General features: G+C 65.4%; 15 protein-coding genes and 1 pseudogene. 9 read left to right on the plus strand and 7 right to left on the minus strand.

Annotation, left to right across the window (positions count from 1 at the left end; all coding sequences use genetic code 11):
* The first annotated feature begins 40 nt into the window (after window positions 1–40).
* The 4 genes from QY049_RS36385 to QY049_RS36400 are packed head-to-tail and all read left to right on the plus strand — an operon-like array spanning window position 41 to window position 3,378.
* Window positions 41–556: a helix-turn-helix domain-containing protein gene (locus QY049_RS36385; RefSeq protein WP_194477301.1), complete on the plus strand. Its 516-nt coding sequence runs from the start codon at window positions 41–43 to the stop codon at window positions 554–556.
* A 1-nt stretch (window position 557) separates the two neighbouring features.
* The gene (gene fabF / locus QY049_RS36390) at window positions 558–1,820 is read left to right on the plus strand and encodes a beta-ketoacyl-ACP synthase II (protein WP_301270508.1); all 1,263 of its coding nucleotides are present in this window, start codon (window positions 558–560) and stop codon (window positions 1,818–1,820) included.
* Between the two features lie 43 nt (window positions 1,821–1,863).
* Window positions 1,864–2,496, plus strand: a complete 633-nt coding sequence (locus QY049_RS36395) for a LysE family translocator (protein WP_258762822.1) — start codon at window positions 1,864–1,866, stop codon at window positions 2,494–2,496.
* Window positions 2,497–2,502: 6 nt separating this feature from the next.
* Complete coding sequence (locus QY049_RS36400; protein ID WP_258762823.1) at window positions 2,503–3,378, plus strand: alpha/beta fold hydrolase; 876 nt, start codon at window positions 2,503–2,505, stop codon at window positions 3,376–3,378.
* 34 nt (window positions 3,379–3,412) lie between these two features.
* On the opposite strand, the gene QY049_RS36405 is transcribed toward QY049_RS36400, so the two are convergent.
* The 3 genes from QY049_RS36405 to QY049_RS36415 form a co-directional block, all read right to left on the minus strand.
* Window positions 3,413–4,297, minus strand: a complete 885-nt coding sequence (locus tag QY049_RS36405) for a 4-(cytidine 5'-diphospho)-2-C-methyl-D-erythritol kinase (protein ID WP_258762824.1) — start codon at window positions 4,295–4,297, stop codon at window positions 3,413–3,415.
* A gap of 29 nt (window positions 4,298–4,326) precedes the next feature.
* Entirely contained in the window at window positions 4,327–6,123 is a 1,797-nt protein-coding gene (locus tag QY049_RS36410) for a tetratricopeptide repeat protein (RefSeq protein WP_194477306.1), read from the minus strand.
* Window positions 6,124–6,418: 295 nt separating this feature from the next.
* A complete protein-coding gene (locus tag QY049_RS36415) occupies window positions 6,419–8,080 on the minus strand; it encodes an electron transfer flavoprotein-ubiquinone oxidoreductase (RefSeq protein ID WP_258762825.1) in 1,662 nt (553 codons plus the stop codon).
* Between the two features lie 136 nt (window positions 8,081–8,216).
* On the opposite strand from QY049_RS36415, the gene QY049_RS36420 reads away from it, so the two are divergent.
* Complete coding sequence (locus QY049_RS36420) at window positions 8,217–9,023, plus strand: uracil-DNA glycosylase family protein (RefSeq protein ID WP_258762826.1); 807 nt, start codon at window positions 8,217–8,219, stop codon at window positions 9,021–9,023.
* Window positions 9,024–9,036: 13 nt separating this feature from the next.
* Here QY049_RS36420 and QY049_RS36425 read toward each other — a convergent pair whose 3' ends face one another.
* The 3 genes from QY049_RS36425 to QY049_RS36435 form a co-directional block, all read right to left on the minus strand.
* The gene (locus QY049_RS36425) at window positions 9,037–10,545 is read right to left on the minus strand and encodes a glycosyltransferase family 39 protein (protein ID WP_258762827.1); all 1,509 of its coding nucleotides are present in this window, start codon (window positions 10,543–10,545) and stop codon (window positions 9,037–9,039) included.
* A 99-nt stretch (window positions 10,546–10,644) separates the two neighbouring features.
* Window positions 10,645–11,430, minus strand: a complete 786-nt coding sequence (locus tag QY049_RS36430) for a ribonuclease HII (RefSeq protein WP_194477310.1) — start codon at window positions 11,428–11,430, stop codon at window positions 10,645–10,647.
* A gap of 88 nt (window positions 11,431–11,518) precedes the next feature.
* On the minus strand, window positions 11,519–12,694 hold the full coding sequence (locus QY049_RS36435) for a PA0069 family radical SAM protein (RefSeq protein WP_258762828.1): 1,176 nt from the start codon (window positions 12,692–12,694) through the stop codon (window positions 11,519–11,521).
* Window positions 12,695–12,904: 210 nt separating this feature from the next.
* On the opposite strand from QY049_RS36435, the gene QY049_RS36440 reads away from it, so the two are divergent.
* Together QY049_RS36440 and QY049_RS36445 are read left to right on the plus strand one after the other, a co-directional pair.
* Window positions 12,905–15,292 carry a phosphoketolase gene (locus QY049_RS36440; RefSeq protein WP_258762830.1) on the plus strand — a complete coding sequence of 796 codons (2,388 nt, stop codon included), beginning with the start codon at window positions 12,905–12,907 and terminating at the stop codon, window positions 15,290–15,292.
* Window positions 15,289–15,471: pseudogene (locus QY049_RS36445) on the plus strand (acetate kinase); the annotation flags it as partial. The gene QY049_RS36440 and the pseudogene QY049_RS36445, both read left to right, overlap by 4 nt.
* Before the next feature lie 164 nt (window positions 15,472–15,635).
* On the opposite strand, the gene QY049_RS36450 reads toward QY049_RS36445, so the two are convergent.
* The gene (locus tag QY049_RS36450) at window positions 15,636–16,475 is read right to left on the minus strand and encodes an RMD1 family protein (protein ID WP_258762831.1); all 840 of its coding nucleotides are present in this window, start codon (window positions 16,473–16,475) and stop codon (window positions 15,636–15,638) included.
* 333 nt (window positions 16,476–16,808) lie between these two features.
* On the opposite strand from QY049_RS36450, the gene QY049_RS36455 reads away from it, so the two are divergent.
* Both QY049_RS36455 and QY049_RS36460 read left to right on the plus strand, forming a co-directional pair.
* Window positions 16,809–17,384, plus strand: coding sequence for a glycosyl transferase (locus QY049_RS36455; protein WP_194477314.1), 576 nt, complete (start codon window positions 16,809–16,811; stop codon window positions 17,382–17,384).
* A gap of 62 nt (window positions 17,385–17,446) precedes the next feature.
* A complete protein-coding gene (locus QY049_RS36460) occupies window positions 17,447–18,376 on the plus strand; it encodes a helix-turn-helix domain-containing GNAT family N-acetyltransferase (RefSeq protein ID WP_258762832.1) in 930 nt (309 codons plus the stop codon).
* The last annotated feature ends 200 nt before the right edge of the window (window positions 18,377–18,576 follow it).

Genomic DNA, 18,576 nt, shown 5'->3' on the forward strand with positions numbered 1-18,576 from the left:
GTTACTTGCATTTTGCAAGCTACTAACCTACCCTCCTGTCATGCAGCCCAAACTACCCTCGATCCTGGAATGCCCGGTCGGCCGCGCCGTGGAGACGGTTGGCGAATGGTGGAGCATCTTGATCCTGCGGGATGCGCTTCAAGGCTCGACGCGGTTTGACGAGTTCGAGCGCAATCTCGGCATTGCGCCAAACATCCTGTCGCGGCGGCTCGCCCATCTCACCAAGACCGGCATGTTCGTACGCCGCCGCTATCAGGAGCGGCCGCCGCGCTATGAATATGTGCTGACGGACAAGGCGCGGGATTTCTTCCCCGTGATCGCGACGCTGCTCGCCTGGGGCAACAAGCATCTCGCGCCGAAGGGCGAATCCATCCTGCTGGCGAACCGGGGCGATCGCCGGCCGCTCGATCCGGTCGTGGTCGACGCCGCCGACAGGCAACCGATCACGATCGCAAATGCGGTGGTGATCGCAGGTCCCGCCGCGAGCCGCCTGATGCGACGACGGCTCACCTCGCTCAAAGCCATGAACCCGGCGATTGCGCCGGCGGGAGACTGACATGCGTCGTATCGTCGTGACGGGAATGGGTGCGGTGTCGCCGCTTGGCTGCGGTGTCGAGACGTCCTGGCGCAGGCTGCTCGCCGGTCAGAGCGGCTTGCGTCCCCTGCCCCAATGGTCGCAGGCCCTGCCGGCGCGCATCGCTGGCCTCGTGCCCGACAAGGCCGATGATACGGACGGCGGCTTCGATCCGGCGGAGGCGGCTGCGCCGAAAGATCAGCGCAAGATGGACCGCTTCATCCTGTTCGCGCTGCTCGCCACCGCGGAGGCGGTGGCGCAGGCCAAATGGACGCCGCAGGACGCGGCGTCGCTGGAGCGAACCGCAACGATCATTGGCTCCGGCGTCGGCGGCTTCCCTGCCATGGCGGAAGCCGTGCGCATCGCCGAACAGCGCGGCCCGCGGCGGCTGTCGCCGTTCACGATCCCCTCGTTTCTCGCCAATTTGGCCGCCGGCCATGTCTCGATCAAATATGGCTACAGGGGCGCGCTGGGCACACCGGTCACGGCGTGCGCCGCCGGCGTCCAGGCGATCGGCGATGCCGCACGCCTGGTCCGCGCGGGCGATGCCGATGTCGCGATCTGCGGCGGTGCGGAGGCCTGCATCGATCTCGTCAGCCTCGGCGGCTTCGCCGCAGCCCGCGCATTGTCCAGCGGGTTCAACGACGAGCCTACCCGCGCCTCGCGTCCGTTCGATCGCGATCGCGACGGCTTTGTGATGGGCGAAGGCGCCGGCATTCTCGTTATCGAAGAACTCGAGCATGCGCTGGCGCGAGGCGCCACGCCGATCGCCGAGATCATCGGCTACGGCACTAGCGCGGACGCCTATCACATGACGTCAGGTCCCCCTGATGGTGACGGCGCCCGCCGCGCCATGGAGATCGCGTTGCGCCAGGCGAACCTTGCGCCCACCGATGTCCAGCATCTCAACGCGCATGCGACCTCGACGCCCGCCGGCGACGAAAGCGAGCTCGCCGCGATCGGCGCGCTGTTCGGCCGCGACAAGTCTATCGCGGTGAGCGCGACCAAATCGGCCACCGGTCATCTGCTCGGCGCGGCCGGCGGGCTTGAGGCCATCTTCACCGTACTCGCTCTGCGCGATCAGGTCGCGCCGCCGACACTCAACCTCGAAAACCCCGACGCGAGTGCCGATGGCATCGACATCGTAACTGGGACGGCGCGTCCGACGCAGATGCGGCATGCGATCTCCAACGGCTTCGGCTTCGGTGGGGTGAACGCCAGCGCGATCTTCCGGCGCATGAGCTAGCCAGCGGGCTTGCAATCGCGCTGGGCATCGTTACCAAAGCAGGATGAGCGAAACGAATTTCTGGCTGTTCCTGGCCGCCGCCCTTGTCATCGCCGCCGTTCCCGGTCCGGGCATCTTCTACGTCGCAGCTCGGACCTTGTCGGAAGGTCGCGCCGGCGGCTTGGCGTCGACCGCGGGCACCGCTCTGGGCGGGTTGGTCCATGTGGTCGCGGGCAGCTTCGGCATCTCCGCGATTATCCTCGCCAGCGCTGAATTGTTTGCTGCCGTCAAATTCGTCGGTGCGCTCTATCTGGTCTGGCTCGGCATCAAAACGTATCAAAGCGCCGGCCGGACGCTGTCGCTCGCGAGCGAGCCCGTCGGCGACACCAGGGCGTTCCGTGACGGCGTGCTGGTCGAGGCGTTGAATCCGAAGACCGCAGCGTTCTTCCTTGCCTTCATTCCGCAATTCCTCGATCCCGCAGGCGCGAGCCCGACGCTGCAATTTATCCTGCTCGGCGCCATCTCGGTGACGCTGAACACACTCGCCGATGTCGTCGTGGTGCTGATGGCATCCGCGACGCGCGCGCAGTTGATCGGACGACCGCAGTTGATGCGGCGCCTCACGCAAGGCTCCGGCGTCTTCATCACGGGCCTTGGCCTGTCACTCGCGCTGGCGCGGCGGCCAGTACAGGGGTAGGTCGCGATGATGACCCCAGAAAGCCATTTCTACGAGTCGCACGGGCTGCGGCTGCATTACGCCGATTGGGGTAACGACAGCGCACCGCCGCTCATCCTGGTCCATGGCGGTCGCGATCATTGCCGGAGTTGGGACGCCATCGCCCGATCGCTGCAACGGCATTTCCACGTGATTGCGCCGGACTTGCGCGGGCACGGCGATTCCGACTGGACCAAAGGCGGCAGCTACGCGCTGACGGAGTATGTCTACGATCTCGCCCAGCTCATCCGCCGCATCGCTGCGCCTCAGGTGACCCTCATCAGCCATTCGATGGGCGGCATGGTGAGCCTGATCTTCTCAGGCTCATTCCCCGAGCAAGTCGAAAAGCTCGTCGTCCTCGACGGCGTGACGATGCTGCCTGACACGCCGAAGCCGCCGGTGCATGAACGCATCGGCAAATGGGTCAGCCAGCTCGACAGGCTGCACGATCGCACGCCGCGCCGTTATGCGACTCTCGAAGACGCGGCTGCGCAGATGGTGCTTCACAACAAGCGCCTCACCCGCGACCTCGCGCTGCACCTCGCCACGCACGGCGCGCGGCGGAACGAGGACGGCACCTATAGCTGGAAGTTCGATCCCTATCAGCGCGCTTCCGCGCCGCACCGGCTCTGGCCGGATGATCACGTCGCGCTGTGGTCGCGGATCGCGTGCCCCACGCTGCTGTTGAATGCCGGCGAAAGCTTTCTGGCTGGCGCTCGTTCGGCGGGATTGGAGCGTTATTTCCAGCAGGCGCGCATCGCGACCATCACCGGTGCCGGGCATTGGTTGCAGCACGACAAGCCGGAGGAGGTGCTGGGTGAAATCCGGACGTTTCTGGGGCTGGCCGAGAATGGCGCGGACTAGTCTAGCCCACAGCCGAGTGGGCAACGGATAGGCTCTAGCTCAACGTCCCCGCATGCACCCACCAACCGGGGTGGCCGCGCCGGATCTGCTCGGCGGCGGCATGCGCGTCCGCTGGAGCGCCATAGATCGCAAAGCAGGTCGCGCCCGAGCCGGACATCCGCGCCAGCTTGACGCCGGCGGAAGAGCGCAACGCCTCCAGCACGTCACCGATGACAGGCTCGATGCGCAGCGCGGGAGCCTCGAGATCGTTGGCGACGGTTTCGAGAACGTCGACCCAATCGGAAACCGACCCGCCCGCCTCCGGCCAGGCCGGAGCTTCGAGCACGTCGGTCGCACCGACCAGCAATTCGCCGTTGCGCAGGCCCAACTCCTGGAAGACGTCCTTGGTCGCGACCGGTACGCGCGGATTGACCATGACGCAGGGCATGCTCGGCAAGGCCAGCGGCAGCAACTGCTCGCCGACGCCGGTCATGTCGCACGCGCGCGAGAGCAGGCACACCGGCACATCGGCGCCGGTCGCAAGCGCGACCTTCTGGAGCCTGGAATCATCGAGCGACAGATCGTTGAGGCGGGCCAGCAAGCGCAGCGCCGCCGCCGCATCGGCCGAGCCGCCGCCGATACCTGCTGCGACCGGCAGGACCTTGTCGAGCGCGAAGGCGCCGAGCTTCAGATGCGGCACCGCTTCGGCCAGCAGTTTTGCGGCCTTGAACACGAGATTGTCCGAGGTCTCGCCGCAGGCCGCCGCAAGCGGCCCCGTGGTCGCAAGCCTGAGTTCGCCACCCGGTTCCAGCGTGAGCCGGTCGGCACAATCGGCAAATGCAACCACGCTTTCGAGATCGTGATAGCCGTCGGAGCGACGGCCAACCACGCGAAGGCTCAGATTGACCTTCGCGCGCCCTTCTTCAATCAACGCCGGCATCGGCGATACGCCCCCAAAACTCAACCAGATTAGCCGCCCTTGCCGTCGTCCTTCTTCTTGTCCGCCTGCGCGGCCGAAGAGTTCGAGCTGTCATCCGTCATGCCGTTGGCGATCTTGGCCTCGATCTTCGGCAGATCATCCGGCTCGGGCTTGAGATCGCGGGCATGCGCCCACTGGAATTTGGCTTCCAGCGTACGGCCGACGCGCCAATAGGCGTCACCGAGATGGTCGTTGATGGTCGGATCCTCGGGCTTGAGGTCGATCGCGCGCTCGAGGTTCTTAACCGCCTCTTCGTAATTGCCGATGCGGTAATAGGCCCAGCCGAGGGAGTCGACGATGTAGCCGTCGTCGGGACGCTGCTCGACGGCACGCTTGATCATCTTCATGCCTTCGTCGAGGTTCACGCCCTGGTCGATCCAGGAATAGCCGAGATAGTTCAGCACATGCGGCTGATCGGGCTGCAGCTCGAGCGCCTTCTTCATGTCGGCTTCGGCCTTGGCCCACTCCTTGGAGCGCTCCTCGCAAATGCCGCGGTAGTAGTACCAGACGCTGTTGGCTTTGTCGTTGCCCACAGGCAGCACGGCGATGCCTTGCGAATAGGTCGCGCCGCAGTCGCCGAACTTCTTGCGGCCGCGCTCGAGATTGCCGAGCGCCATGATGGCTTCGAGATCCTTCGAGTCCTCGGTGATGACGCCCTTGAGGATCTTGATCGCCTCGTCGGTACGGTCGGCGGAATCGAGATCGATGGCGAGCTGGATCTGCGCGTTGCGCTTGAGGGGCGAACTCGACGGCACGCGCTCGTAGATCTTGATCGCCATCTGCGGACGCTTCACCGATTCATAGAGGTCGGCGAGCGAGAGCAAGGCCAGCGGATGGGTGGGCTGGAGATAGAGCGCGAGCTGGAGATAGACCAACGCGAGATCCTCGCCGCCTCGGCGGGTCAGCGTCGCGCCGATGCCGTAGAGCGCCTCGGCTGCACCGGCCTGCGCAGAATCGACCAGCGGCGGCATCTTCTTGCCGGCCTTGGTCTCGCGCAGACCTTCCACGATCAGCGGATGACGGGCGAGCTTCTTGTCGAAGGCTTCATAGATCGCCGTGGCCGACGCCGCGTCCTTGTTGCGCGACAGCCAGCGCGCATAGGCCTCGGTGACGCGCAGCATGGAATCGTCGAGCTTGTAGGCGCGTTCGAAACGGACGCCCGCGTCCTTCTCCTTGCCGGCGTTCTCGAGGATCATGCCGGCATGCAAGTCCTTGAACAGCGGATACCATTCCGGGCCTGCCAGCTTGTCGATCGTGGCGACCGCGCCCTTGGCATCGCCCGCCCCATAGGCGGCCCAGCCGGACAGCAGCGTTGCGACGAGATCGGTGATCGGCCCACGGATCGACTGGTTGATGTTGCTCTGCGCGCTCGAATATTTCTTCAGCTTCAAATCGTGCACGCCGACGACGAGGCGCGCGACGCGATTGGTCTTGTCGATGGTGAGGATGCGCTCGGCAAGCTTGACCGCCTCCTCGATGTCGCCGTCGTCGACCGAGGAAATGAAGGCGCGGTCGAGCAACTCGTTGTTCTTCGGGTCGGTCCGCAGCGCGGAGCGGTAGAAAGCGGCGGCCGAAGTCGCGTCGCGCTCGACGCTGGCGTGGCGGGCGGCGAGATAGCTGCCGGCGGTGGTGAGCGACTTCAGATCGTTTCGGGTCGGAAACTGCGCCGCCGTGTCGGCCGGATGGTCCGGCGTCTGCGCCAGCACTCCGCCGGGGACCGCCATGATCGCAGAGCCGGCAAGGGCGATGGCAGCAGCAGTCCAGCGGTTGAAACGATTTGAAAACATCAGGGCTCGCCTTGAGTTGGTAGTGCCTGGGTTCGAAGCAAAAGGCCGTCTCGCACGCGAACGCGACCGGCGACATCGGACCCGGAACCGTCGGGTCCGGACAATGCCGCTTTTGGCGCTTCACCGCAAGGATTCGGACCGGGCGATCCCCTCCGCACGCCCCAAATCGGCCAGCCGCGCCCCAAGACGCCGCTACTATGGCCTTATCGTGGCCGGAGGCACCCGTGGCGCTCCCGATCTCACGCGAACGTGCGCTCCATCACCCTTCGGGCCTATTTGCCCGCCTGGCGCGCCCTTACATCGCCTCGTAGTTCGGTCCACCGCCGCCCTCCGGAGGAACCCAGGTGATGTTGCCGTTGGGGTCCTTCACGTCGCAGGTTTTGCAGTGGACGCAGTTTTGGGCGTTGATCTGGTAGCGCGGAGCCGCGCCCTCCTCGACCCACTCGTAGACGCCGGCCGGGCAATAGCGATTCGAGGGACCGGCGAAGACGTCATGCTCGGACATCTTCTGGAGGTTCATATCGGCAACCCGGAGATGGATCGGCTGATCCTCCTCATGATTGGTGTTCGACAGGAACACCGAGGACAGCTTGTCGAAGGAAATCTTGCCGTCCGGCTTCGGGTAGTTCCTCGGCGCATGTTGCTTGGCCGGATCGAGCGTCGAGCGGTCGGGCTTGGCATGCGACTGCGTGCCGAACAGCGAGGTGCCGAACAGCGTGTTGAACCACATGTCGAAGCCGCCGAGTGCGACGCCGAGCACGGTGCCGAACTTCGACCACAGCGGCTTGACGTTGCGGACCAAGAACAGATCCTTGCCGACCGACGAGGACCGCCACGCGTTCTCGTAGTCGACGACCTCGTCATTGGCGCGATCGGCCGCGAGCGCGGCCGCGACATGCTCGGCCGCCAGCATGCCGGTGCCCATCGCGTTGTGGACGCCCTTGATGCGCGGCACGTTGACGAAGCCGGCCGCGCAGCCCACCAGCGCGCCGCCGGGGAAGGTCAGCTTCGGCACCGACTGGTAGCCGCCTTCGGTGATGGCACGCGCACCGTAAGCAAGCCGCTTGGCGCCCTCGAAGGTGCCGCGGATCGAGGGATGGGTCTTGAAGCGCTGGAATTCGTCGAAAGGCGACAGGTAGGGATCGTCGTAGTTCAGGTGCACGACGAAGCCGACGGCGACGAGATTGTCGTCGTAGTGATAGAGGAACGAGCCACCGCCGGTCTTCAGGTCGAGCGGCCAGCCGAACGAGTGCTGGATCAGGCCCTTCTGGTGCTTGGCGGGGTCGATCTGCCAGACTTCCTTGAGACCGATGCCGAACTTCGGCGGCTCGCTCTTGGAATCGAGCGCGAACTTCGCGATCAACTGCTTGGTCAGGCTGCCGCGCGCGCCTTCGGCGAACAGCGTGTACTTGCCGAGCAACTCCATGCCGCGGGTGAAAGAGTCCTTCGGCTTGCCGTCGCGGCCGATGCCCATGTCGCCAGTGGCGATGCCCTTCACCGCGCCCTTCTCGTCATAGAGCACTTCGGCCGCGGCAAAGCCCGGATAGATCTCGACGCCGAGCGCCTCGGCCTTGCGCGCCAGCCAGCGGCAGACATTGCCGAGCGAGCCGATATAACAATGATGATTGTTCATCAGCGGCGGCATCATGAAGTTCGGCAGCTTGATCGCGCCGCCGGCGGTCATCCAGTAGAAGCGGTCGTCCTTGACCTGCGTCTTGAGCGGGCAATCCGAATCCTCGCGCCAATCCGGGATCAGCTTGTCGAGCCCGGCCGGGTCGATTACGGCGCCGGAGAGTATGTGCGCACCGACCTCGGAGCCCTTCTCCACCACGACGACGTTGAGATCGGCATTGATCTGCTTGAGCCGGATCGCCGCGGCCAGGCCCGAGGGGCCGGCGCCGACGATGACGACGTCGAATTCCATGGATTCGCGCGGGGGAAGTTCTTCGGTGCTCATCTGATCTCAGCCCTTGAGACGGTTCCTCGTCATTTGCGCCCCCTTGTTTCCGATTTTTCCGGGTAGGACAACCACGGAAATGCGTTCCGCTGGGATGCAAGGCGTCCTAAGATGAACTAATAGTCTGACTTTCCCAATGATCCCCGAGCCCGCACCCACCGTCCGAGAGCTTCTCGCCTTCTATCTGGAGGCCGGTGTCGACTGCGCGCTTGCCGAGGAACCGATCGACCGCCTGGCGGAATTAGACGCCCCGCCGCCAGCCCCGCGCGCGGCGTCGCCGTTCGAGGCACCGCGGCCTATTGCTGCGCCCGCCGTGATGCGCGGCGAGACCGCACCGGCGCCCGACGTCGCGATCGCCTCGGCGCGCGAGGCCGCACGCACCGCGCCGACGCTCGAGGCGCTCCGCGAACTCATGCAAAACTTCGAAGGCTGCGCGCTAAAGCACACCGCGACGCGGCTGGTGTTCGCCGATGGCAATCCGCAGGCCCGCATCATGTTCGTCGGCGAGGCGCCGGGCCGCGACGAGGACATCGAGGGACTGCCTTTCGTCGGACGCAGCGGCAAGCTGCTCGATCTGATGATAGGTGCCATAGGCCTCAACCGCACCACGGCCTACATCACAAACGTCATCCCCTGGCGACCGCCGGGCAACCGCACGCCGACGCCGCAGGAGACGCAGATCTGCCTGCCCTTCATCCAGCGGCATATCGAGTTGGTGAACCCCGACGTGCTGGTGACGCTCGGCAATCCCTCGACGCAGACGCTGCTCTCGACCCGCGAGGGCATCATGCGCACGCGCGGGCGCTGGTTCGAGTACGAGACCGGCCAACGCACCATCCGCGCGCTGCCGACGTTTCACCCGGCATACTTGCTGCGCTCGCCGTCATACAAGCGCTTGGCCTGGCAGGATCTACGCGCGATCGCAAAGGCCCTGGCGGGTTAGCAGGCTCTCGTACTCACGTTCCCTTCGGCCGCACGATGGCCCAGCCGATGCGCAGGAGTTGCTGGCGTCCGGTCACCAGCCATTCGAAGGCGCGCGGCACTTCGGGCACGATGCCGGGGAAGCGCGCAAGGATTTCGGGCGGCGGGGTTCCCGCCGTATCGGAGGCACGCCAGACCACGACGCCGCCGCTCTCGCTGAATTTGGCCTGCGACATCCACGGCGTGCGCGCAGGATTGGCGTCGATGAAGAGGTGCGGCCGGCCGGAATGCAGCGTGATCAGGCTTGCAAGCTGGGTCTCGCCGGCAACCGCGCGCAGGCGATGATTGGTACGGCGGGCAAAGCTCTCGTCGAAGAAATCCGAGATCGCGCGGGCCGGCATCGAGGTCGCGATCTCGCCGGTGCCGGTCCAGGGCATGAACAGCACGCCCAGCACGACACCGGCGGCGGGCGCCACGACGGCCGCCGCCCACACCGTGCGCAACATCCGCGCGCCGCGCATGGCGATGAGATCGCCTGCCGCCACGACCATGGCGAGGCCCGACATGACCAGCACGACGCCGGCGCCGCCGACGACGGCCTCGAACCTGAACAAGCCGGAAATCACGACTGCGCCGAGCGCGGGCGCCAGCGCGAAGAAGTAGACGAAGTTGCGTGCAAGCGGCTCGACCGGTGGCCGGTAAATGATCGGCGCCTCCTCGCCCTTGCCGGCGAACAGGGGCGCGTTGAGGAAGCTCAGTACCGGGACCGCGATCGCACCGAGCACGAGCCCGCCGAGCAGCCAGGCGGCGTGGATCGCGCGGGCGCTGAGATCCGCCACTTGCGGCAGGGCTGGCAGGACGAGAGTTTGGGCACGCATCAGCCAGACCGCGTAGGGCAGCGCCAGCACGGCGACGACGACGAGTGCGAACAGCGGGTCGAGTGCGCGCAAGGTTCGGCGGCCGCCCGCGGTCGCGAGCGCGAAGATGACGAGCATCGCGAGCAGGAAGATCGCGGCCGGCGTGGTGAGGAGCAGGAGGCCTGCTTCGATCGACCAGGCGAACCATGCATTGCCGCGGCGCTGGCCGATGATCTGCCAGGAATGCAGCAGCAGCAGTGCCCAGAGCGGCCGCGCGAGTACCAGCGGGCCGAAGTCGAGCGCCGACGAGGAGAAGGCCAGCACCGTCATGGTCAAGAGCACGGCGAGCACCGCCTGCTGGGTGCCGACGACGGCGCGCGCCAGATGATAGAGTGCGATGAAGGTCGCGATCTCGCAGAGCTCGGCCAGCACGTAGACGCCGAACATGTGGCCGCCCGCGACGCGATAGGCGATATCGGCAAGCCAGATCGACAGCGGCGGGCCGAGATCAGTGCCGACCTGGTATTCCCTGCCGAAGGCCAGCAGGGTCGCGAGGCTGCCGGGCGGGCTGCGGTAGAACAACAGCGCCACCAGCAGCCACATCGCGGCCTGGAGCAGCACGGCAATCCAGACGATCAGTCGCGGCCGGGCGCGAATGAGCTCGATGACCAGGGAGGTAAACCGCATGCAACGCCCGCAAGATGCAGCCAACCCGTCCAGCCGGCCCTATTCGCTCACGCCTGTTTTGATAAAGGGCGCCACGCGTCGTGGCAACGCCAGTCTACGCTAGAGGCCTGCCGAAGCATCGATTTCAACCGAGGCCTCCACCTGCACCTCGACCTCGGCGACCTCGAACAGATCCCGCACCGGCTCGACCGTCCAGGGCATGTGCTTGGCGCGGGCGGCGACGACGGGAGCGAAGAAGCTGCGATGATGGATGGTGGGGCCGAGGCGGTCGAGTGCGTCGAGATGCTCGGGCACGCCATAGCCCTTGTGCTGCTCGAAACCATAGCCGGGACAATCCTGCGCCAGCGCGCACATCAGCCGGTCGCGCGTCACCTTGGCGACGATGGAGGCGGCTGCAATCGACAGCACAATGCCATCGCCGCCGATCACGGCTTCGCAGTCGCAGGCCGTGTCGAGCCGGTCGCGGCCGTCGACGAAGACGTGGCGGGGCGCCTCGGGCAAGGCGACCACTGCGCGCTTCAGCGCCCACAGCGAGGCGCGCAGGATGTTGTCGCGGTCGATTCGCGCCGGCGAGGCGACGGCGACCGAGACCTGCGCGGTGGCGCAGATCCTGTCGAACAGCTTTTCACGCTCTTCGGCGGTCAGCCGCTTGGAATCGTCGATGCCGCGCGGAATGCGATCAGGGTCGAGAATCACCGCGGCCGCGACCACGGGGCCGGCGAGCGGCCCGCGGCCGGCCTCGTCGCATCCCGCGACCGGCCAGACGCCGCGCTTGATCAGCGCGCGCTCGCGGCGAAAGCTTGCCTTGGCGGGCGCTGCTTTTTTCGCAGCAGCCTTCTCTGGCACGGCCTTGGCCGGTTTCCTGGCGGACTTGTCCCGAATCATGGCCGGGATCGTGCGCAAGCCGCCTCGCCTGCGCAACCGGGAACCCGCGCAATTCCCGTTATTCTCGGACGGCCTCCACGCCCGCGCCTCAGAACAGGCTGAGCTGCTCGCCGTTCTGCTTCGGCCGCGCAAAATGATCCGTCGTCAGCTTCCAGCGGCGCTTGTTGAGACCGAGCCGGTCGCAGGCGATCTCGAAGCGCCGGCCGATGGTCCAGGCCATCGGTCCCGTGCCCTTCATCCGCTCGCCCCATTTCGAATCGTAGTCGCGGCCGCCGCGCATGTCGCGGATCAGGGTGAAGACGTGGCGATAGCGGTCCGGATAGTTCGCCATCAGCCATTCGCGGAAGAGGTCGCGTACCTCGAGCGGCAGCCGCAGCAGCACGTAGGAGGCTTCCTTGACGCCGGCATGCGCGGCCGCGTCGAGGATGCGCTCGATCTCGGAATCGTTCAGCGCAGGGATCACGGGCGCCACCATCACGGTGGTGGGGATTCCGGCCTCCGAGAGTTGCTTCAGCGCCTCCAGCCGCTTCGGCGGCGTCGAGGCGCGCGGCTCCATGGTACGTGCGAGCTTCGGGTCGAGCGAGGTGACCGAAATCGCGACCTTGGCGAGATTGCGCTCGGCCATGCTGGCGAGAATGTCGATGTCGCGCGTGACCAGCGCGGACTTGGTGACGATACCGACGGGATGGCCGGTGCGCTCCAGCACTTCGAGAATGCCGCGCATGATTTTGCGCTCGCGCTCGATCGGCTGATAGGGATCGGTGTTGGTGCCGATCGCGATCATCCGCGGCTCGTAGCCAGAAGCCGCGAGTTCCTTCTCGAGCAGACCAGGCGCCTCGGGCTTGGCGAACAGCTTCGACTCGAAGTCGAGCCCAGGCGACAGGCCGAGATAGGCATGCGTCGGCCGCGCGAAGCAATAGACGCAGCCGTGCTCGCAGCCGCGGTAGGGATTGATCGAGCGGTCAAAGCCGATGTCGGGGGAATCGTTTCGGGTGATCACCTTGCGCGAGGTGTCGACGCCGACAACGGTCTTGAACGGCGGCAGCTCTTCCAGGCTCTGCCAGCCGTCATCGAAAGCGACGCGCGCCTCGGCCTCGAAGCGGCCGCTGGCGTTGGACTGTGCGCCACGCCCGCGCCGGCGCGCTCGGTCGATGGCGACGCCAAGTTCTGGAAAATCCGCGGGGAAATCGGAAGGCGCACCCGCCGGCTCGGAGGGCGCCGTGACCGGCGGGTGCTTGAGAGCAGAAGAAGAAGCTGGACTCATGCCATCAAGATAGCATGGGAAGGGAACAAATCAAGAACAAGAATCGAAAACGCGAAAACAACCCCATGCACAGTAGACCTGCCCAAACTTCGCGCGCCGGCTTTTGACCTCACGCAACACCGGGTCATCTCGATCCCGTTTGATGCCGCGGAAGGATCGATCTCGCCGGAACCCGGTTGGTGACGATCTCCGCTGAAGGTCGGCAGGATCATGACATTTCAACGACAATCGTCCGCTGCAAGCAGCGACCTCGATCTCCTGGATCGCTACTGGCGCGCGGCGAACTACCTCTCCGTCGGGCAGATCTATCTCCTGGACAATCCGCTGCTGCGCGAGCCCTTGCGACCCGAGCACATCAAGCCGCGTCTGCTCGGCCATTGGGGCACGACGCCGGGACTGAATTTCATCTACGCGCACCTCAACCGCGTCATCCGCGCGCTTGATTTCAGCGTGCTCTATGTCTGCGGTCCCGGTCATGGCGGTCCGGGCATGGTGGCCAACACCTATCTCGAAGGCAGCTACAGCGAGATCTATCCTGACATCGGGCGCAGCGCGGATGGATTGCGGAAACTGTTCAGGCAGTTCTCCTTTCCCGGCGGCATCCCGAGCCACGCGGCGCCGGAGACGCCTGGCTCGATCCACGAAGGCGGCGAACTCGGCTATGCGCTGGTGCACGCCTATGGCGCGGCGTTCGACAACCCTGACTTGATCGTCGCCTGCGTCGTCGGCGACGGCGAGGCCGAGACCGGCCCGCTGGCGGCGTCCTGGCACTCCAACAAGTTCCTCAATCCCGCGCATGACGGCGCAGTGCTGCCGATCCTGCACCTCAACGGCTACAAGATCGCAAATCCGACCGTGCTCGGGCGGATGCCCGACAGCGAGATCCGCGATCTGTTCCGCGGATTCGGCCACGAGCCGCTGTTCGTAGAGGGCGACGATCCGAAGCTGATGCACCAGGCCATGGCGGATGCGCTCGACGTCGCGGTCGCCAGCATCCACTCGATCCAGCAGCACGCCCGAGACGGCCGAACCAGCGTCGCGCGGCCGCGCTGGCCGATGATCGTGCTGCGCAGCCCGAAGGGCTGGACCGGCCCGAAGGAGGTCGACGGCAAAAAGGTCGAAGGCTTTTGGCGCGCGCATCAGGTGCCCGTCGCGAACTGCCGCGAGAATCCGGCACACTTGAAGATTCTCGAAGACTGGATGCGCAGCTACGAGCCGGAAAAACTGTTCGACAGAAGCGGCGCGCTCATTCCGGAGCTTCAGGCGCTGGCGCCCGAAGGCAACAGGCGCATGGGCGCCAATCCTCACGCCAATGGCGGCCTGCTGAAGAAGGAGCTGAAGCTTCCCGACTTCCGCAGTTTCGCGGTCGAGGTACCGCATCCCGGCACCGTCACCGGCGAGGCCACGCGCGAACTTGGAAAATTCCTGCGCGACGTCATTCGTCTCAACGCGAAGGAGCGCAACTTCCGCATTATGGGTCCTGATGAGACCGCGTCAAACCGGCTGGATGCCGTATTCGAGACGACCGAACGGGTCTGGATGGAGCCGATCGAACCCTATGACGCTCATCTCGCGCAGGACGGCCGCGTGATGGAGGTGCTGAGCGAGCATCTCTGCCAGGGCTGGCTCGAGGGCTATCTGCTCACTGGACGGCATGGCTTGTTCTCCTGCTACGAGGCCTTCATCCACATCGTCGATTCCATGTTCAACCAGCACGCCAAATGGCTGAAGGTGACACGGCATCTGCCATGGCGGCGTCCGATCGCCTCGCTCAATTATCTGCTGACCTCGCATGTCTGGCGGCAGGACCATAACGGCTTCAGCCATCAGGACCCGGGCTTCGTCGATCTCGTCGCCAACAAGAAGGCCGACATCGTCCGCATCTATTTCCCGCCCGACGCCAACACGCTGCTGTGGATCGCCGATCACTGCCTGCGCACCTTTGACCGCATCAACGTCATCGTCGCCGGCAAGCAGCCGGCGCCGCAATGGCTCTCGATGCAGGAGGCGGCGATGCATTGCGATGCCGGCATCGGCATCTGGACCTGGGCCGGCAACGAGGATGCCGACGGCGAGCCCGACGTGGTGATGGCCTGCGCCGGCGATGTTCCCACGCTGGAGACGCTTGCGGCCGTCGACCTGCTGCGCAAGGCGCTGCCGGACCTCAGGATTCGCGTCGTCAACGTCGTCGACCTCATGACGCTGCAACCGAAAGAGCAGCATCCGCATGGCCTCAGCGACCGCGACTTCGACAGCCTGTTCACGCGCGACAAGCCGGTGATCTTCGCCTATCACGGCTATCCCTACCTGATCCACCGCCTCACCTATAACCGGACCAACCATGCCGGCCTGCATGTGCGGGGCTTTGCCGAGGAGGGCACCACCACGACACCGTTCGACATGGTCGTGCTCAACGGGCTCGACCGCTACCACCTCGCGATCGAGGCGATCGATCGCGTGCCCAATCTTGCGACAAGAGCCGCGCTGGTGAAGCAGCAGTTCCGCGACGCGCTGATCGAGCATTCGCGTTACGTATGCGAGCATGGTGAAGACATGCCTGTCATCCGCGACTGGGTCTGGCCGGGAAAGGCGGCATGACGGCGTTGGTCCTCGTCCTCAATGCAGGTTCGTCGAGCATCAAGTTCGGCCTGTTCGACGTTTCGGCGGACGAGCCTGCCCTGCTCTGCAAGGGACTGCTCGACGAGCACGAGGCGAAGCCGCGGCTGGTGGCCAGGAGCCCGTCGGGCGAGACGCTTTTCGAAGAGCAGAGGGAGGCGAAGCGCCGGATGTGGGTTCTGTCCGCGTTCACATGTGCACACGAGTATGCGGAGACATACCGCTCACCCAAGTGGGTTCGTATCTCCCAGCAGGGCTGCCCTCTCCCACAAGGGCGAGGGCACATCAATGCGCACCTCGCGCGCGGCTGCGCAACAGCTCGCGCCTAGTGAATCCCCGCAAAGATCTGGAAACATCCGATCGCGACCTCGATCACGATCAGCACCACCACCGCGATTTCGAGCCGGAGCGAGCGCTGGGTGTCGATGATGTCGGTCAGCGCATCCGCCGTCTCCGCGATGACCGTGAGCTTGCGCTCGAGCGTATCGAGACGCTCCTTCAGCTCGTATTCGTCTTCCAGGCGCGCATAGAGGCGGTCGAGTTGCGGCTTCTCCCAGAGCGCGTCGGGCTTCTCGGCGACCGCGACACGGCCGGCGACCCGTTGCTGGACCAGCAGCGCGTTGCCGATCAGCTGCAGGATGCTCCTGCGCTTCCGCGAGGTCCGGCCTTTTTCGGCGAGCTCCCGCGCGAAGGGCTCGATGACATCGAAGACCGCAGCGACACGCCGCTCGTCGCGCGCCAGTGACGTGCTCTTGGCGAGAGCGTCGGCGATCAGCAGCAGCCGTTCGTCGGAAAATTTCGCGAGGCAGATCGGCCCGCCCGGCTGGATCGCCTCGGCGTTTTCGTCCTTGCAGAGCTGCGCCTGCGCGGTTTCCTCCTCGATGGGGCTGAGCTCGCCGGTCACGCGGGACTTCAGGCCGTCGAGCAGCACCTTCTCCTCCGATGGAAGGAGGCCGATCAACACGGCGACGCCGTAGCGGAAGATCACGGCGAGGCCGGCATGGACGCGAAAGGCGGCGGGCGTCGAGGAGATCGACGGACCGATCTCCAGCCCCGACGGATTGATGCGTTCACCGAGCATCACGGCGCGGATCCGCAAGGTCGTCGCGGCGTCCGGCTTCTGCGAAGCTGGCGTCGCACTCATGGGAAACTGATCGGCGTTCATACTCGTCTCGCTCGGCGCATCGGCGGTTGCGCGTTTTTCCCTGCCGCAAGATCCATGTCAGACTGCCGGTGTACCTTGCGGAAGGTGCCGTCCTCACCCCGGCGATATCGGCGGAGCAAGGCGCAGTTTGAAGCTCACGACATCGAGATTCACCGAAACATTCGGTAACGCCACCACCCTGCGCGCGACATATTCGGCTGCGACGGAGGGACGGCGATTTACCATCGCACGCCGAAGTGCCGCCGAAAAGTTGCGCTCGGCAGCGCCGCGTGTTTATGACAGGATCATAACGAGGTACGCTTCTTTCGAAGTGCGGACATCGAAGCCTCAACCATGCTGAGCGTCATCATACCGACCGAAGGCGTCGAACAGACGGCGGTCGCAACTCTCGCCGCGCTGGTACCCGGTGCCGCGGCGGGGATCATCCGGGAAGTCCTGCTGGTCGACGGCACCCGCAACGGCGTCATCGAGCGCGTTGCCGACGTCGCCGGCTGCCGCTTCATCGGCTACGAAGGCTCTTCGCAGGGCGCGGCGCTCGCCGCCGGCGCGCTCCAGGCCCGTTCGCCCTGGCTGATGTTCCTTCCCGCCGGCGCGGTGCTGGACACCGGCTGGATCGATGAGACCACCCAGTTCATCCAGGCCGTTGCGGCCAGCGGCCGGGATCGTGCGGCGGTGTTCCGCTACGCCCGTTCGCCTTACGCGGATACCGGATTCCGCGATATCCTGTGGTCCCTGGCCCGCAAGCTGGTCGGCCCGCTCGGCGACCAGGGGCTCTTGATCGCGCGTGACCATTACGACCGGATCGGGGGCTATCCGCCCCAGGCCCGCCGTTCCGAGGCGCGCCTGCTCAGGCGGCTCGGCCGCTCCTCCCGGACGCTGCTGCGCAGCCGGATCGTCATGGTCGGATGAGTCCACCTGATACTTGCCATAGTCAAATAATTGTTTGACAATGGCAATTATTGAGGTGCCCCATGTCCATCGACCGTACCGACGACCAGATATCAGCGGTTCGCGCCTTCAACCGCTTTTATACCCGCAAGCTCGGCGTGCTCGACCAGCACCTGGGCAAGAGCCCGTTCTCGCTCAGCGAGGCCCGCGTCATCTACGAGCTGGCGCATCGCGACGACGTTTCAGCGAAGGAGATCGGCAACGAGCTGGGTCTCGATCCCGGCTATCTCAGCCGCATCGTCCAGAGCTTCGACGAAAAGGGGCTGATCACGCGACGGCCCCTGCCCGCGGATCGCAGACAATACCAGCTCAGCCTCACCGCCAAGGGCCGCCAGAGTTTCGCCAAGCTGAACCTCAGCTCGCAAAACGAGGTTGCCGCGATGCTGGCCCAGCTTCCGGCCGGCGATGCAGCGCGGCTCACGCAGGCGATGGCGACCATCGAGACCGTGCTGGAGCCGCATCGAAGCCAGCCCGCACCCGTCGTGCTGCGCAGCCATCGCGTCGGTGACATGGGCTGGGTCATCTCCAAGCAGGGGGCCGCCTATGCCGCGGACTACGGCTGGGATATCAGCTATGAGGCGCTGGTCGCCGAGATCTGCGCACAGTTCATCAAGAACTACGACGCCGCACGCGAGCATTGCTGGATCGCGGAAGTCGGTGGCGAGCCGGTCGGCTCGATCTTTCTGGTCAAGGCCTCGGACGAGCTCGCCAAACTCCGCCTGTTGCAGGTGGAGAAGAAAGCTCGCGGCCTCGGTGTCGGCCGCGCGCTGGTCGAGCAATGCATGCAGGGCGCGCGCGAACGCGGCTACAAGAGGATGACGCTGTGGACACAGAGCATCCTGGTCGCCGCACGCGGCATCTACAAGAGCGCAGGATTCGAGTTGGTCGCAACCAAGCCGCATCACAGTTTCGGGCACGATCTGGTTGGCGAGACCTGGGAGATGGATCTGTAGCTGCGCGGTGCGAGGATTCAGGAGCGATACACATTGCTGCGCCCTCTCCCCTTGCGGGAGAGGGCCGCAATGAAGGTCGACACAAACTCACTTGGGTGAGGGGTATGTCTCACGCATTCCGTGCCGATAGATACCCCTCATCCGGCGCTTCGCGCCACCTTCTCCCACAAGGGGCCTGTTGCGTAATTCGCCAGTTGTGA

It is taken from the genome of Bradyrhizobium sp. WYCCWR 13022, assembly GCF_030435535.1.
GTDB lineage: Bacteria > Pseudomonadota > Alphaproteobacteria > Rhizobiales > Xanthobacteraceae > Bradyrhizobium.

Bases quoted from the DNA above. Each gene is read 5' to 3' on its own strand.
- QY049_RS36420 (WP_258762826.1), top strand. From the start codon at position 8,217: ATGATCCCCGAGCCCGCACCCACCGTCCGAGAGCTTCTCGCCTTCTAT.
- QY049_RS36430 (WP_194477310.1), bottom strand. From the start codon at position 11,430: ATGATTCGGGACAAGTCCGCCAGGAAACCGGCCAAGGCCGTGCCAGAG.
- QY049_RS36435 (WP_258762828.1), bottom strand. From the start codon at position 12,694: ATGAGTCCAGCTTCTTCTTCTGCTCTCAAGCACCCGCCGGTCACGGCG.
- QY049_RS36385 (WP_194477301.1), top strand. From the start codon at position 41: ATGCAGCCCAAACTACCCTCGATCCTGGAATGCCCGGTCGGCCGCGCC.
- QY049_RS36410 (WP_194477306.1), bottom strand. From the start codon at position 6,123: ATGTTTTCAAATCGTTTCAACCGCTGGACTGCTGCTGCCATCGCCCTT.
- QY049_RS36395 (WP_258762822.1), top strand. From the start codon at position 1,864: ATGAGCGAAACGAATTTCTGGCTGTTCCTGGCCGCCGCCCTTGTCATC.
- QY049_RS36455 (WP_194477314.1), top strand. From the start codon at position 16,809: ATGCTGAGCGTCATCATACCGACCGAAGGCGTCGAACAGACGGCGGTC.
- QY049_RS36400 (WP_258762823.1), top strand. From the start codon at position 2,503: ATGATGACCCCAGAAAGCCATTTCTACGAGTCGCACGGGCTGCGGCTG.
- QY049_RS36440 (WP_258762830.1), top strand. From the start codon at position 12,905: ATGACATTTCAACGACAATCGTCCGCTGCAAGCAGCGACCTCGATCTC.
- QY049_RS36450 (WP_258762831.1), bottom strand. From the start codon at position 16,475: ATGAACGCCGATCAGTTTCCCATGAGTGCGACGCCAGCTTCGCAGAAG.
- QY049_RS36425 (WP_258762827.1), bottom strand. From the start codon at position 10,545: ATGCGGTTTACCTCCCTGGTCATCGAGCTCATTCGCGCCCGGCCGCGA.
- QY049_RS36405 (WP_258762824.1), bottom strand. From the start codon at position 4,297: ATGCCGGCGTTGATTGAAGAAGGGCGCGCGAAGGTCAATCTGAGCCTT.
- fabF (WP_301270508.1), top strand. From the start codon at position 558: ATGCGTCGTATCGTCGTGACGGGAATGGGTGCGGTGTCGCCGCTTGGC.
- QY049_RS36415 (WP_258762825.1), bottom strand. From the start codon at position 8,080: ATGAGCACCGAAGAACTTCCCCCGCGCGAATCCATGGAATTCGACGTC.
- QY049_RS36460 (WP_258762832.1), top strand. From the start codon at position 17,447: ATGTCCATCGACCGTACCGACGACCAGATATCAGCGGTTCGCGCCTTC.